12 protein-coding genes are annotated in these 15,000 nt (G+C 73.2%); all 12 read right to left on the bottom strand.

Annotated features, from left to right (window positions below; translation table 11 throughout):
* Nucleotides 1–158: 158 nt before the first annotated feature.
* The 12 genes from ACZ6I1_RS34420 to ACZ6I1_RS34365 all read right to left on the bottom strand — a co-directional run bounded on the left by ACZ6I1_RS34420 (nucleotide 159) and on the right by ACZ6I1_RS34365 (nucleotide 14,734).
* Complete coding sequence (locus ACZ6I1_RS34420; RefSeq protein ID WP_469293004.1) at nucleotides 159–1,832, bottom strand: hypothetical protein; 1,674 nt, start codon at nucleotides 1,830–1,832, stop codon at nucleotides 159–161.
* Nucleotides 1,833–1,921: 89 nt separating this feature from the next.
* The gene (locus tag ACZ6I1_RS34415) at nucleotides 1,922–3,610 is read right to left on the bottom strand and encodes a hypothetical protein (protein WP_469293002.1); all 1,689 of its coding nucleotides are present in this window, start codon (nucleotides 3,608–3,610) and stop codon (nucleotides 1,922–1,924) included.
* A gap of 99 nt (nucleotides 3,611–3,709) precedes the next feature.
* Nucleotides 3,710–5,320: a hypothetical protein gene (locus ACZ6I1_RS34410; protein WP_469293001.1), complete on the bottom strand. Its 1,611-nt coding sequence runs from the start codon at nucleotides 5,318–5,320 to the stop codon at nucleotides 3,710–3,712.
* A gap of 266 nt (nucleotides 5,321–5,586) precedes the next feature.
* The gene (locus ACZ6I1_RS34405) at nucleotides 5,587–6,465 is read right to left on the bottom strand and encodes an alpha/beta hydrolase family protein (protein WP_469293000.1); all 879 of its coding nucleotides are present in this window, start codon (nucleotides 6,463–6,465) and stop codon (nucleotides 5,587–5,589) included.
* Between the two features lie 171 nt (nucleotides 6,466–6,636).
* The gene (gene kynU / locus ACZ6I1_RS34400) at nucleotides 6,637–7,842 is read right to left on the bottom strand and encodes a kynureninase (RefSeq protein ID WP_469292998.1); all 1,206 of its coding nucleotides are present in this window, start codon (nucleotides 7,840–7,842) and stop codon (nucleotides 6,637–6,639) included.
* Nucleotides 7,835–8,680 carry a tryptophan 2,3-dioxygenase family protein gene (locus ACZ6I1_RS34395; RefSeq protein WP_469292997.1) on the bottom strand — a complete coding sequence of 282 codons (846 nt, stop codon included), beginning with the start codon at nucleotides 8,678–8,680 and terminating at the stop codon, nucleotides 7,835–7,837. Before ACZ6I1_RS34395 ends, kynU begins: the two co-directional genes overlap by 8 nt.
* A 149-nt stretch (nucleotides 8,681–8,829) precedes the next feature.
* Complete coding sequence (locus tag ACZ6I1_RS34390) at nucleotides 8,830–9,243, bottom strand: DUF3151 domain-containing protein (protein WP_469292995.1); 414 nt, start codon at nucleotides 9,241–9,243, stop codon at nucleotides 8,830–8,832.
* 113 nt (nucleotides 9,244–9,356) lie between these two features.
* A complete protein-coding gene (gene fbaA, locus ACZ6I1_RS34385; RefSeq protein WP_469292993.1) occupies nucleotides 9,357–10,379 on the bottom strand; it encodes a class II fructose-bisphosphate aldolase in 1,023 nt (340 codons plus the stop codon).
* 254 nt (nucleotides 10,380–10,633) lie between these two features.
* The gene (gene pyrE / locus ACZ6I1_RS34380; RefSeq protein WP_469292992.1) at nucleotides 10,634–11,173 is read right to left on the bottom strand and encodes an orotate phosphoribosyltransferase; all 540 of its coding nucleotides are present in this window, start codon (nucleotides 11,171–11,173) and stop codon (nucleotides 10,634–10,636) included.
* Nucleotides 11,174–11,194: 21 nt separating this feature from the next.
* Complete coding sequence (locus ACZ6I1_RS34375) at nucleotides 11,195–11,980, bottom strand: aldose epimerase family protein (protein ID WP_469292991.1); 786 nt, start codon at nucleotides 11,978–11,980, stop codon at nucleotides 11,195–11,197.
* 64 nt (nucleotides 11,981–12,044) lie between these two features.
* Nucleotides 12,045–12,995: an SRPBCC domain-containing protein gene (locus ACZ6I1_RS34370; protein ID WP_469292989.1), complete on the bottom strand. Its 951-nt coding sequence runs from the start codon at nucleotides 12,993–12,995 to the stop codon at nucleotides 12,045–12,047.
* 95 nt (nucleotides 12,996–13,090) lie between these two features.
* Nucleotides 13,091–14,734, bottom strand: coding sequence for a polyamine aminopropyltransferase (locus tag ACZ6I1_RS34365; RefSeq protein WP_469292987.1), 1,644 nt, complete (start codon nucleotides 14,732–14,734; stop codon nucleotides 13,091–13,093).
* Nucleotides 14,735–15,000 lie beyond the last annotated feature (266 nt).

Raw genomic sequence — 15,000 nt, 5'->3', positions numbered from 1 at the left:
GGGGGGGGGTTTTTTTTTTTTTGGGGGGGGGGGGGGGGGGGGGTGGGGGTGGGGGGGGGGGGGGGGGGGGGGGGGGGGGGGGGGGGGGGGGGGGGGGGGGGGTCCCCCCCCCCCCCCCCCCCCCCCCCCCCCCGCCTGTCTGCCTGCCGGCCCGTCCGTCAGCCGGTCTGGTAGTAGCCGGTCAGGTCGACGAGCAGGTCGATGTTCTCCCAGCCCTGGTTCCAGAAGTCGACGATGCCGCCCCTGCCCCCGGGCGTCTGGACCAGGTTCGGGACGGTCGCGCCCGCCGTCCAGTTCAGGGCCGAGGAGCCGGGCCGCGGCGGCGTGACCGCGGTGCCGTACGTGTACTGGTACGCGAAGTTCGGGTCCGGTGCCACCGACAGGTGGCCCGCCCCGCGGGTGTTGGTGACCGTCGTGTTCAGCGCCCAGCCGTCGATCTCGGACTTCGTCGTGGAACCCTCGAGCCCCATGGGCTCGTACGCACGGGCCGGCACCGGGCCGGCCTTCCTCATGCCCCAGCTGAGGTCCTTGCGCGTGTCCAGCATCCGCATCGGCACCCAGGCGGTCACGAAGGCGGACCGGCTGTCGGGGGTGTAGTAGCCGACGACGTCGATCACCACGTCGGCCGGCTTCCAGCTGCCGTTGCGCACGGTGATCTTCCCATCGGGCCCGAGGGGCACGATCACCGCGTTGGCGACGGTCTGACCGGCGGTGAAGTTCACGTTCGAGGTGGCCGGAGCCGCCTGCCCGCTCGGGTAGGCGGTCAGGTGCCCGTCCGCCTGCGGGTTGGTGGCGGTCAGGTTGAGCGCCACGGCGGTGGCGCCCGCCGGGACACCCCCGCGCCCGGCGATCTCGACGCCGAAGGTGCCGTAGCCGGGGACCTGGCCCTTCGCCGTACCGACGCCCTCGCGGGTGTCGACGGCGCGGGTCGCGGTCAGCGCGCCGTAGCCGGCGGCGGGCGCCTGCGTGAACGAGCCGGTGACGTCCGCGAGCAGGTCGACCGGCTCCCAGCCGCCGTTGAACAGGTGCACGTACCCGTCGTCGCCGACCGGCGCGATCACCAGGTTCGGGACGCTCTGGCCCGCGACGTAGTTCACGTTCGACGTCTCGGCGCCCTCGGTCAGCTCCTTGTCCTGGCCGACCGAGATGTGGCCCGGGCCCGTGGTGTTGGTGACGGTGACGTTGAGGACCACCGCACGGACCCCGGCGGGGACCTTGGCCACGCCCGCGACCTTCAGCGCCACCGAGCTCCGCCCGCCGACCTTGGCCTGCGCGGCGCCGGTGCCCGCGCGGGTGTCGAGGAGACGGGTGGGCGCGTGCGAGGTGAACTCGGCGCCCGCGGTGGTGAACTTGAGCCCGTTCACGGCCTCGACGCCGGTCTTGGTGTCCTTCACCGTGACCTTGACGTCGTACGAGCCGACCGCGGCGTACTTGTGCTTCGTGTACCGGAGGTCCGAGGCGAAGGCGCCGACGGTGACGGCGAACGTGTCCGTGGTCCCGTCACCCCAGGAGATGGTGACGTCCAGCGCGGCGTCGTCCGAGGGGACGAGGATGGTCCGCAGATCGATCGAGTGCGCGCCGGAGGTGTTCCCGTTCAGGCTGATCGAGATGTCCGAGCCGTCCTGGGTCCCCTGCGCCCCGGCGGTCCCGGCGGTCCGGTCGCCGGACTTCGGCGTGACCACCGTACGGTCGGCCGGGCTGCTGAAGGTCTGGCTCTGGCCCTTGAGCCCCTGTGCCGCGTCCGGGCCGATCCCCCGCGCGGCAGCCCCCTGCGCCGCGGGAGCGACGGGACCGGGACCCGCCGCCTGGGCGATCCCCGGTATGAGTCCCACACCCGCCGCCACGAGGGCAGCGGAAACTACGAGTCGGCGATTGCGCACCGGCCCCCCATTTTCTGTCGATGCTTGATCAACTTCACAGCCTAATCGGTCTGGTAGAGACCGAGGCAGTCGACGATCACGTCGACCGGCTCCCAGCCCTGGTTCCAGAAGTCGATGACGTCGCCCGGGCCCCCGGAGGTCTGGACGAGGTTGGGGACGGTCGCGCCCGCCGTCCAGTTGAGGGCGGAGGAAACGGGCCGCTCCGGCCGGACCTGGATGCCCTTCTGGTAGTCGGACCACGTGTTCGGGTCGGGAGCGACCGACAGGTGGCCCGCCCCGCGCGTGCGGGTGACCGTGGTGTTCAGCGCCCAGCCCGTGACCGGGCCGGGCGCATCGCCCATGAGCGGCAGGAGGAGGTACTCGCGCGCCGGCACCGGCCCGGCGGTCCGGTACCAGGCGTCCTCGCGGGTGTCGATCAGCCGGAACGGCTCGGACGCCGGCAGGAAAGCGGCCTTGCTGTCGGGGCTGTAGTAGCCGACGACGTCGATCACCACGTCCGCCGGCTTCCAACTGCCGTTGCGGATGCTGATCCTGCCGTCGGAGCCGACCGGCACGATCACCGAGTTGGCGACCGTCTGGCCGGCGGAGAAGTTCACGCTGGACGTGGACGGCGCCGTCTGCCCGCTGGGGTGGGCGGTCAGGTGACCGGCCTCCTGCGGGTTGGTGGCCGTCAGGTTGAGCGCCACCGCCGTGACGCCCTTCGGGACGCCGTGGCGCCCGGCGATCTCGACGCCGAGCGTGCCGTACCCGGCGACCTGGCCCTGGGCCGCGCCCAGGCCGGCGCGGGTGTCGACGGCACGGACCGGGGTCAGGGGGGCGTAGCCGTCGGCGGCCGAGCGGGTGAAGTAGCCGGTGACGTCCGCGAGCAGGTCGACCGGCGCCCAGCCGCCGTTGACCAGGTGCACGTACCCGTCGACGACCGGCACGATCACCAGGTTCGGGACGGTCTGACCGGCGGCGTAGTTGAGGTTCGACGTCTTGGGTTGGATGAAGTCCTTGCCGGGCTGGACCGCGATGTGCCCCGCGTCCGTCGCATGGGTGACGGTGACGTTGAGGGCCACGGCGGCGACATCGGCGGGGATCTGGGCGGTGCCCCCCACCTTCAGGGCCACCATGCCCCGCCCCGCGACCTTGGCCTTCGCCGCGCCGACGCCCGCGCGGGTGTCCAGCAGCCGGGTGGGCGCGTGCGGGGTGAACTCGGTACCCGCCGTGACGACCTTGACCACGTTGGCGGCCGTGACGCCGTTCGTCCAGTCCTTCACCGTGACCGTGACGGTGTACGCGCCGACCTCGGCGTACACGTGGCTCCTGTTCAGCACCGCGGAACCGGACGGGGCGAGCTTGTCCGGTTCCCCGCCGTCCCCCCAGTCGATGACGACGTCGAGCACGGCGTCCGCACTCGTGACGGTGGTCTGCAGGTTGATCCGGTGCGCCGAGTACGTGGTGGCTTCCAGGGCGAGCGCGAGGCCCGGGTTGCCCGCGGCAGCGGCCTGGGCGGCCGTGACGGTCGTACGGTCCGCAGGGCTGCGGAAGGTCTCGGCGGCGAACGCCTCCGGCGGCCCGGCCTGGCCCGGCCCGGCCTTGCCCGGCGCGCCCGCGGAGGCGGACGCGGACGGGGCCGCCCCGTGCCCCGCGGGCGCCACCGCGCCTGCCGCCTGGGCCGTGCCCGGGACCAGACCGAAACCTGCCGCGACGAGAGCGGCGGAAACTACGAGTCGGCGATTGCGCACCGGCCCCCCATTTTCTGTCCGTATGCGTAGGTGTGACGGAGTACGACAGCACCCCGGGTCCGGCCGCTTCGGCCGGGCCCGGGGTGCTGGTCGGTGCTGCTACTTGGTCTCGTAGTAGCCGAAGATGTCGACGATCAGGTCCATGGGCTCCCAGCCCTGGTTCCAGAAGTCGACGATGCCGGTGGTGCCGGCGCTCGCCTGGACCAGGTTCGGGACGGTCTTGCCCGCGGTCCAGTTGAGGGTCGACGCGCCAGGGCGCGCGGGTTCGACCCAGGTGCCGTTCTCGTAGTCCGCGACCGAGTTCGGGTCCGGGGCGACCGAGAGGAAGCCGGGGCCCTGGGTGTTGGTCACCGTGGTGTTCAGCACGTAGCCGGCGATGCCGGCCTCCGTGCCGGAGATCTCCAGCGGGAGCCAGTCGCGGGCCGGCACCTGACCGTACGGCCAGCTGGGGTCACGGGTGTCGAGCATCCGGCCCGGCTCCAGCGGCATGTACGCGCCGTTGCTGGCCTGGCTGTAGTAGCCGACGACGTCGACGATCACGTCGGTCCCGGCCCAGGCGCCGTTGCGGACGCTGATCTTCCCGTCAGCGCCGACCGGCACGATCACCGAGTTGGCGATGGTCTGACCGGCGGTGAAGTTCACGCTGGACGTGGACGGGGCCGTTTGACCGCTCGGGAAGACGGTCAGGTGACCGGTCTCCTTCGGGTTCGTGACGGTCACGTTGAGCGCGACGGCGCTGATGCCCTGGGGCACCCCGCGCAGGCCGCTGATCTGCGTGCTGAAGACCGCCTGGCCGGCGACCTGGCCCTTGGCGGTGCCGAGGCCGTCACGGGTGTCGACGAAGCGGGCGGGGTTCATCGGCGCGTAGCCGCTGGCCGCCGAGCGGGTGAAGTACCCGGTGACGTCCGCGAGCAGGTCGATCGACTCCCAGCCGCCGTTGAACAGCTCCACGTAGCCGTCCTTGCCGACCGGCACGAGGACCAGGTTCGGCACGGTCTGACCGGCCTCGAAGTTGACGTTCGAGGTGATCGGCTGCGCGAAGCCCGAGCCGAAGACGGTCACGTGACCGGCCTGGGTGGCGTTGGTGACGGTGACGTTCAGGACGACCGCGGTGACGCCGGCCGGGATGCCGCCGTTGCCGCCGATCTTCAGGCGGGCCTTGCCCCGCGCCGGGACCTTGGCCTTCGGGGCACCGATGCCGCTACGGGTGTCCAGGAGGCGGGTCGGCCCGTACGGGGTGAAGTCCGAGCCCGCGGTCTGGATCGGGAGCGTGTTGACGACCTCGGCCTGGTTGGCCGCGTCCGTCACAGTGACCTTGACGTCGTACACGCCGAGCTCGGCGTAGGTGTGGCTGTGGTGCAGCGTGGTGGACCCGCCGGCGGTGGCGGTGTCCTTCGTGCCGTCGCCCCACTCGATGGTGATGCTGAGCGAGGCGGTCTCGCTGATGATCTCGGTGTCCAGCTTGAGACCGTGCGCGGTGTCACCGGTGGCGTTCAGGACCATCGCCAGGTTCGGGTTGCCGGCGACGGCACCCTCGGCCTGGGCGGTGGCGGCGGCCTTGTCCTGGGTGCCCGCCAGGCTCGTGCGGACGGACTTCTCGGCCGGGCTGGAGAACTTCTTGAAGCTCGACGCCGCGGCCTTGTCCAGGTCCACGGCGGAGGCGGCCGCGCCGTGCGCGGCCGGCTTGCCCGGGTCGGCCGCGTGGGCCATTCCGGGGATGAGGCCCGCACCGGCGGCTATAAGTGCGGCGGATACTACGAGACGGCGACTGCGCACCGATCCCCCCATTTTTGAACGTGCTCAGGATGTATCGGGGTGCAGCCTACATACCTTAAGGCGGAGGTTCCGCCCGGTATCCGGGCGGGTGGGGGTGCCGGGCCCGGATCTGCCCCGGCCTGTCCCGTTCTAGGCCCTCGCCCGGTCGGCACATCCGTCCGCGACCGGTGCGGCCAGGTGCGGCCAGGTGCGGCCGGGCCCTACCAGGCCAGCTGCGAGATCTCCTCGGCCACCACCGCGCACGCGTCCGCCGCCGGATCGATGAGGGGGAAGTGACCGACCCCGTCCAGCAGGGTCAGGCCCACCATCTCCCCCGCCTTCGCCGCCGCGGCCACGTACGACTCCGCCACCGCCGGCGGGACCACGATGTCCTCGCGGCCCTGGACCACGGCCGTCGCGATGCCCGTCGGGAGCAGGGCCGCCGGATCCGCGGACGGGAGGCGGGACGCGAACTGCTCCGGCCCGCCCAGGAGCTGCGCGCTCGCGCCCCCGCACACGCCGAGTTCCTCCGCCACCGCGAAGTCCGCGATCGGGGCCAGCGCCACCACACCGCGCAGCGGCGGCGGGGACGGCAGCCTCCACGGGGAGTCGTACGGAAGCACGTGCCGGGCCGCGCCCCACAGCGCGAGATGGCCCCCCGCCGAGTGGCCGGTCAGGACCACGCGGCGGATGTCGGCCTGCGGCAGGGCGGCCGCGGCGAGGCCCGGGAGGGCGTCCAGCGCGGCCGCGACGTCGTCGAAGGTCTCCGGCCAGCGCCCGGCGACCGGGCCCTCCGAGCCCTGGTGCGGGAGCGAACGGCCGCGGCGGTACTCGACGTTGGCGACCGCGAAGCCCTGCCGGGCCAGGAAGTCCGCGAACGGCGTGACGTGCTGCCGGTCGTACGGGGCCCGCCAGGCGCCGCCGTGCAGCACCACGACCAGCGGAACCGGGCCCTCGCCCGCGCCGCGCGGGGCGTAGAAGTCGACGACCTGGTCGGGGTGTTCCCCGTACGGGGCGGTCGCGTCCGGCGCGACCGCCGGATGGGAGAAGGCCGAGGCGGCCTCGGCGGCGTCCCGTTCCACTGCGGCGGGGTCCGTCATCGGCTCAACCTCTCGGTAACGCGTGGGACAGCGGGGACAGATGTTCCGGTGGTCCGGCAGAGCGGGACCGTATCAGTCTGGAACGAGCCGTTCCGTGCGGGGCCCGGGATGTGCCGGAGCGGGCGGAGCCGCAGCCCCGCCCGCCCGGTGATGTGACGTTTCGCTACGGGGTCACCCGAAAATGTGACCCAGTGTCCGCGCCGCACGCTCCGCGTCGGCGAATCCGACGTAGAGCGGGGTGAAGCCGAAGCGCAGGACGTCGGGGGCCCGGAAGTCCCCGATGACGCCGCGCGCGATGAGCTCCCGCATGACCTCGCGGGCGTTCGCGGTGCGCAGCGAGACCTGGCTGCCGCGGTGCGCGTGCTCGGCCGGGGTGACCGACTCGACCCGGCCCTGCGGGACGTACGCCGCCACGCAGTCGAGGAAGAAGTCGGTCAGGGCGAGGGACTTGGCGCGGACGGCTTCGACGCCCACGCCGTCCCACACGTCGAGCGCCGCCTCCAGGGCCAGCATGGACAGGATGTCCGGCGTGCCGACGCGGCCGCGCCGTGCGCCGTCGGCCGGGGTGAACTCCGGCGTCATGGCGAAGGGATCGGCGTGGCCGTTCCACCCGGGGAGGGGGGAATCGAAGGCGGCCTGGTGCCGCTCGGCGATGTACAGGTACGCGGGGGCGCCGGGGCCGCCGTTGAGGTACTTGTACGTGCAGCCGACCGCGAGGTCGACGGCGTGCGCGTCGAGGCCGACGGGGAGGGCGCCGGCGGAGTGGCACAGGTCCCAGACCGTGACCGCGCCGGCGGCGCGGGCGGCCGCCGTCAGGGCCGGGAGGTCGTGGAGCCGGCCGGACTTGTAGTCGACGTGGTTGAGCAGGACCACGGCGGTGTCCTCGCCGATCGCCCGCGCGGCGGCGGACGGGTCCACCGGGACCACCTCGAGGCCGGTCATCCTGGCCGCCGACGCGGCGATGTAGCCGTCGGTGGGGAAGGTGGCGGCGTCGACCAGCATCCGCGTGCGGCCCGGCCCGGCGAGGCGGGCGGCGCCGACCAGGGCCTTGAAGAGGTTGACGCTGGTGGAGTCGCCGACGACCACCTGACCGGGGGCCGCGCCGATGAGGGGGGCGATCTTGTCGCCGATCCGCTCGGGGGCGGTCCACCAGTCGCTCTCGTCCCAGGAGCGGATCAGGAGCTCGCCCCATTGTCGGGTGACGACGTCCATGGTGGTCCCGGCGACGGTGGCCGGGAGGGCGCCGAGGCTGTTGCCGTCCAGGTAGACGACGCCCTCGGGCAGGGTGAACCGCTCGCGGAGCTTGGCCAGCTCGTCGGCGGCGTCCAGGGCTTCGGCGCGGGCCGCGAGGTCCGGTATCGAGGTCGCGTCAGACATGGCTGCGGGCCGTCCACAGTTCCGGGAAGACGTTCTTCGCGGCGCGCTTCTCCAGCCACGTCACGCCCGCCGAGCCGCCCGTGCCCGTCTTCGCGCCCATCGCGCGGCGGGTGGCCACGAGGTGGTCGTTGCGCCAGCGCCAGACCAGTTCGGCGACGTCCGTGAGGACCTCGCCCAGGCGGTGCAGGTCCAGGTGCTGGTCCGGGTCGGCGTAGAGGCCGGTCCAGACGGCTTCGACCTCGGCCGAAGGCTCGTAGCGCTGCGAGAGGTCGCGGCTGAGGACCTCGGCCGGGACCGGGAGGCCGCGGCGGGCCAGCAGGCGCAGGACCTCGTCGTAGAGGCTGGGCTCGTGCAGGGCCTTCTCCAGCTCCGCGTGGACGCGCGGGGCGCCGCGGTGCGGGACCAGCATGGAGGCCGACTTCTCGCCGAGCAGGAACTCCATGCGGCGGTACATCGCCGACTGGAAGCCCGAGCCCTCGCCGAGCGCGGCGCGGTAGGAGTTGAACTGGCCCGGGGTGAGCTGGGCGAGCGGGCGCCAGGAGGCGTTGAGGGCCTCCAGCTCGCGGAGGGATCGTTTCAGCGCGTCCATCGCGACCGGGACGCGGTCCTCGCGCAGCGCCTTCGCGGCGGTTTCCCACTCGTGGACGATGACCGTGAACCACAGCTCCATGACCTGGGTGGTGACCAGGAAGACCATCTCGCCGGGGTCGTCCGAGCGGAGGTGCTGGAGGTGGGTGAGGACGTCCGCCTGGACGTAGTCCTCGTACGGGGTCGTGCCGGCGAAGTCGAGGTTCGGGGTGTCCGAACCGGCTCCGGAGGCATCAAGGGTGTTCGACATCGCTGTCTCCTCGACACGTGCTTCCGGGTAGCGGTCCGCTCCTTCCGTGAGGCAAGTGGAGCCCCGGTCCCCTGCCCGCATCATAGGACGCGGTCGCGGTGGGGCTCTAGCGGGGAGTGCCACAGGTCACACTCCCCGCCGGGCGGGCCTCAGGCCTGCAGCGCGTCCGCCGCCGTCGGCGAGGAGTCGCGCAGGAAGGTCGAGCAGCGCTCGTGCTCGTCCTTCTCGCCGATCGCCTCGGCGGCGCGGGCCAGGGCGTTCAGGGCGCGGAGGAAGCCGCGGTTCGGCTCGTGCTCCCACGGCACGGGGCCGTGGCCCTTCCAGCCGGCCCGGCGCAGGGCGTCGAGGCCGCGGTGGTAGCCCGTACGGGCGTACGCGTACGACTCGACCGTGCGGCCGGCGGCGAAGGCCTCGTCGGCGAGGGTCGCCCAGGCGAGGGAGGACGTGGGGTGCGCGGCCGCCACCTCGACCGCGGGGGTGCCGGACGCCAGGGCCTCGCGGCCGGGCTCGTCGGGGAGGTGGGTGGGGGCGGGGCCCCCGAGCAGGTTCTGGTGAATGGACATGCCCCCAGTCTGGGGTATCGCGGGGCACGAACGCCGAAGGGCCCGGCCCGCCGTCGTGGGACGGCGGGCCGGGCCCTCCTATGGGTACGGCGTGAACGTGCGCGCGCGGGCGCCTACTTCAGCTTGGTGCCCGTGGAGCGCAGGTTGGCGCAGGCCTCGGTGACGCGCGCGGCCATGCCGGCCTCGGCGGCCTTGCCCCAGGTGCGGGGGTCGTACTTGGACTTGGTGCCAACCTCGCCGTCGACCTTCAGCACACCCGCGTAGTTGGTGAACATGTGGTCCACGACGGGGCGGGTGAAGGCGTACTGGGTGTCGGTGTCGAGGTTCATCTTCACGACGCCGTTCTCCAGCGCGGTGGCGATCTCCTCGGCCGTGGAGCCCGAGCCGCCGTGGAAGACGAAGTCGAACGGCGAGGCCTTGCCGTACTTCTCGCCGACACCGGCCTGGAGGTCCTTGAGGAGCTCGGGGCGCAGGACGACGTTGCCCGGCTTGTAGACGCCGTGGACGTTGCCGAAGGAGGCGGCCAGCAGGTAGCGGCCCTTCTCGCCCAGGCCCAGGGCCTCGGCGGTGCGGATCGCGTCCTCGACGGTCGTGTACAGCTCGTCGTTGATCTCGTGGCTGACGCCGTCCTCCTCGCCACCGGTCGGGGTGATCTCGACCTCGAGGATGATCTTCGCGGCGGCGGCCTTGGCGAGCAGCTCCTGGCCGATGGCCAGGTTGTCGGCCAGGGTCTCGGCGGAGCCGTCCCACATGTGCGACTGGAAGAGCGGGTTGCGGCCCTGGGCGACGCGCTCGGCGGAGATGTCGAGCAGCGGACGTACGTAGCCGTCCAGCTTGTCCTTGGGGCAGTGGTCGGTGTGCAGGGCGACCGTGATGTCGTACTTGGCGGCGACGATGTGCGCGAACTCGGCCAGGGCGACGGCGCCCGTGACCATGTCCTTGTTGTACTGGCCACCCAGGAACTCCGCACCACCGGTGGAGATCTGGATGATGCCGTCGCTCTCGGCCTCCGCGAAGCCGCGCAGTGCAGCGTGCAGGGTCTGGGACGAGGTCACGTTGATGGCCGGGTAGGCGAACTTGCCTGCCTTCGCCCGGTCGAGCATCTCGTTGTAGACCTCGGGGGTTGCGATGGGCATCTGTCCGCTCCTTGGATGTGCGGGGAGTGTGCTTATTGCGGGCCCTGACCTGGGGGCGACGTCATCGTCGCACCCATCTTTCCAGACTCCGCCCGACACTCCACCCCTGCCGTCGGCCAGTACGGCCGGAACCGGCCGGGACGTTTCACGTGAAACATCCCGGCCTCCCGGAAAGCAGCAGGTCAGGCCTTGATCCAGGACCTTGGGGGACTTTCGTCCCCCGTGGTGCCGGGCCGGAGTCCGGCGGCCAGTGGCTAGGACAGGCCGAGGTCCTCGAGGCGGTAGCCGGTGAGGTACGGGAGGCCCGCCTCGGCGATGGCGTCCGCGGCACCGCGGTCGACGATCGTGGCGACGGCCACGACCTCGCCGCCGGCCTCGCGGACCGCCTCGACGGCGGTCAGCGGGGACCCGCCGGTGGTGGAGGTGTCCTCGACGACCAGGCAGCGCTTGCCCTGCACGTCGGTGCCCTCGATCCGGCGCTGCATGCCGTGGGCCTTCTGTGCCTTGCGGACGACGAAGGCGTCCAGCCGCTGACCGCGCGCGGCGGAGGCGTGCAGCATCGAGGTCGCGACCGGGTCGGCGCCCAGGGTCAGGCCGCCGACGCAGTCGAAGTCGAGGTCGGCGGTGAGGTCGAGCATGACCTGCCCGACCAGCGGGGCCGCCTCGCCGTCGAGGGTGATCCGGCGGAGGTCGATGTAGTAGTCGGCCTCCCGCCCGGAGGAGAGGATCACCTTGCCGTGCACGACGGCCTTGTCCTTGATCTGCTGCAGAAGCGCATCCCGTACGTCACTCATGACGTCGAGCTTAATTGCGCGCTAGCCGAGCCGCCGCCACGTCCACGTGGTGGAGACCTCGAGCGGGTCGACGGGGGTGACCAGGCGCGGGAGGGTGTTCAGCCCGTTGGGCGGGCCGGACTGCGGTTCGACGCAGACGGCCTCGGCGTCCTCGTCGTACACCACCACCCATTCCTCGCGGCTGGTGATCTTGAGTTCCAGCGCGCCGGGCCAGGTCAGGGTGACGTCCACGCCGTGCGGCATGCCGAAGCAGTCGTCCCAGGGACCGGGCTTCGGGTCGATGCGGTGGCCGGTGGGGAGGTGGTCGTCGCCGCGCTCCTCCTGCCACGCGGGCTCGAAGTCGAGCCGTACGTCCTCGCCGGTGCCGAGGTTGCGGCGGAACCAGGGGTGCCAGCCCGCCTGGGCCGGGAAGGAGTCGCCGTACGTCTCCACGCCCATGGCGAGCGTCAGCCCGTCGGCCGTCAGCTCGAAGCTCTGGGTGACGCGGCCGGGCCACGGCCACGGGTCGGCGAGGTCGAACACGAACGCCGCCTCGGTGTCGGTGAGCCGGCCCCGGCGCCAGGCGGTGTCGCGGCCGAAGCCGTGCATGGCGTGCGGGGGGTGGTTGACCGGGAGCTGGTGGACGACCCCGCCGTCGCGGAACTGCCCGTTCGCGGTGCGTCCGCACCAGGGGACCATCGGGAAGGCCCCGTAGTGCGGGCCCTGGCGCAGCAGCTCCGTCCCGTCGACACGAAGGCTGCTGATCCGGCAGCCGTTCTCCTGGTCGATGGTCAGCTCGGCGCCGCCGGCGCTCAGTTGCGTACTCATGCGGTCGAGCGTAATGGGGGCCAGGGGGTGCCTTGTCGATCCGGCCTGATCGGCAAGACACCCCCTAGCGGCGGCGGCGCAGGGCCCGGCCGATGACGACCGCCGAGGCCAGGGCGAGGGCGGCGGCGGGGGCGAGCCAGCGCAGGCTCTCGCCGGCCGTGGTGGTGGCGGGCGCGGGCACGGGGGCGTACCGGCCGCGCGGGGGCGCGTGGTCCACCTCCTCGGCGCTGCGGCCGATCATGGTGCGGCGGGCGTGGGCGGCCTCGGCCGGGGGCCGCGGGAGGTCGCCCAGGTCGTCGAGGGCGTCGAACCCGCCGGACAGGAAGGGGTCCAGGGAGGGCGGCGGCACGTCGGTCTCGAAGACGGAGGCGGTGACCTCGGTGACGTCGTCCCCGAGGTCTCCGTCGTCCCCGTCGTCCCCGTCGTCCCCGTCGGCCCCTTCCGGTCCGTCGGGCTCGCCGCCCTCGGCCGCCTCCTCCGCGTCCGCCACCGGATCGCTCACCTCATCGGGCCCGGCGGACTCCTCGGCGGACTCCCCGGCGGCGGACGCGCCGGGGCCGGATGCGCCGGGGCCCGATTCATCCAGGGCCGCCTCCGCGAGCCGCTGGGCGGTCTGGTCCAGCAGCCTCTGTACGGCGGTGGCGGTGGCGGCGGCGGTGAACGCGGCGGCGCGCCCGTCGGCGGTGGCCCCGCCGGTGAAGTCGATCCGGGTCCGCCGGTCCCCGTCGGGGGTGAGCCGCAGCGCGAGGGCGAGCGTGACGGTCCCGCTGCCGCGGACCTCCGTGCCCTCGCCCTCGACGGCGAAGTGACCCGGGTCCCGCTCGGCGAGGGAGAAGGCGCCCCGGTAGGTCACGGTGTTCCCGCCCACCCGCACCTTCAGCCGGCCGGAGAGCGGTCCGGACCCGGTATCGGCGTCCTGCTGGAGCCCCGGCACGCACCGGGCCACCCGGACGGGGTCGCGCAGCACGGCGCGGAGACTGTCTGCCGGTACCGGAACGAACACCTGATGCTCCATGCGGCCGAGCCTACCGATTGGGGGGCTTCGGGGGGATCAGGCCGGACGGACCGTTCTCCGGTGCCGCGGAGCGCACCGCGGAGGAGGCCACCGGTTCACGAATACCGCGGGTGCGGCAGGGTCGATGGCGGAAGTCCCCGCATCCGGTTGCGCTCGGCGTCGCGCGCCGCGTCCTGGAGCGAGCCGGTCGACAGCGAGTGCAGGGCCGGCGTGTCGCGGTCCACCCGCAGCGGGGGTGCCTGCTCACGGGAAGCCAGGACGAAGCCCCAGTCCTGCGGGGGCGCCGCGCTGCCGCCGAGGGGGATGCGGTCGGGTCCGGCGGCGGAGCCCGAGAGGCGGCCGCCCGCGCTGTACGGGGAGGTCAGCAGGCCGGCCGCGCGCAGGGTGGACTCGACGGTCCAGTACGTGTGCGGGCGCGTGGCCAGCGGTCCGGCGTGCACCGCGATCCGGCCCCCGGGGCGCAGGGCCCGCGCGGCCAGCCCGTAGAACTCCTGCGAGTACAGCTTCGTGCTGGGCGTGATGCCCGGGTCGGGGAGGTCGGAGACGATCACGTCGAACCGGTCCCGGGCGGCCGGTCCGCGCAGCCAGCCGAACGCGTCCTGCGTGACCACCCCGAGCCGCGGGTCCTCGTACACGCCGGCGTTGAGCGCGGACAGCATCGGGTCGGTGCGGGCGAGCCGGACCACGCCGGGGTCGAGTTCGACGACGGTGACGGAAGCGACGTCGGGGTAGCGCAGCACCTCGCGGGCGGCGAGCCCGTCCCCGCCGCCGAGGACCAGGACCCGGGTGTGCGGGCCGGTCATGGCGGGGTGGACGAGCGCCTCGTGGTAGCGGTACTCGTCGTAGCCGCTGACCCGCAGCCGCCCGTCGAGGTACAGGTCGAGGGAGCGCGGGGAGCCGGTCGCGGGCCCGGTGAGCACCAGTTCCTGCACCCCGGTCTGGACGGCGACGCGCACCTCCTCGCCGTAGACGGCGCCGCGGGCGACCCGCTCGAAGTCGTCGGCGAGGACGGTCGCGCAGGCGAGCAGGGACAGCACGGTCGCGTTGGCGGCGACCAGCGTCCAGCGGGCGCGCCGGCTCAGGTCGCGGCGGAACAGCCACAGCACGATCCCGCCGCCGACGACCGCGTTGACGGTTCCGGTGAGCATGGCGCCGGTGAGCTGGCCGAGCACCGGCAGCAGCAGGAAGGGGAAGGCGAGGCCGCCGACCAGGGCGCCCACGTAGTCGGCGGCGAACAGGTCGGCGACGGCCCCGCCCGCGTCCTGTCTGCGGATGCGCTGGATGAGGGCCATCAGGAGCGGGATCTCCGCACCGATGAGGACGCCGATCACGAAGGAGAAGGCGACGAGGGCCGGCCGGGATTCACCCAGCCAGACGAAGCTCGCGTACAGCGCTATGGCCGACAGCCCGCCGATCAGCGCGAGTCCGGCCTCGATGACGCCGAAGCCGAAGGCGGGGCGGTGCCGCAGCCGTTTGGCGAGCAGGGAGCCGACGCCCATGGCGAAGACCATGACGGACAGCACGACCGACGCCTGGGTGACGGAATCGCCGATGAGGTAGGAGCCGAGGGCGAGCAGCTCCAGTTCGTATACGAGCCCGCAGGCGGCGCAGACGAACACGGTGGCCAGCACGAGGAGTCGGCCGGTCCGGGGCCGAACGGGCAGGGCGGCCGGGACGCTCGCCGCACGCCTCGGCTCCGGAGCCGGGAGCACCCGGCGCGGGACGGAACGGTCGATCATGCAGCGAACCGTACGTCACCGCCCACCCGCACCCGGTCACCCACATGGGTGCAAGTGGCGTACTGGTACGGCCAGTTGGCGTAACGGCGCCGCAATGCCCGCGCCCCGGCGGCCGGCCCGGCCCGGCCGCACTCCTACAGCACCGCGTGCGACTCCAGGGCCGGCACGGCCGCGGGGGGGGGGGGGGGGGGGGGGGGGGGGGGGGGGGGGGGGGGGGGGGGGGTGGGGGGGGGGGGGGGAGGGGGGGGTGTGGGCGGGGTCGAGGT

This window comes from Streptomyces sp. NPDC046303 (assembly GCF_055588085.1).
Note: the sequence above shows the minus strand (reverse complement) of the source record. Positions and strands in the feature narration are given on the sequence as shown.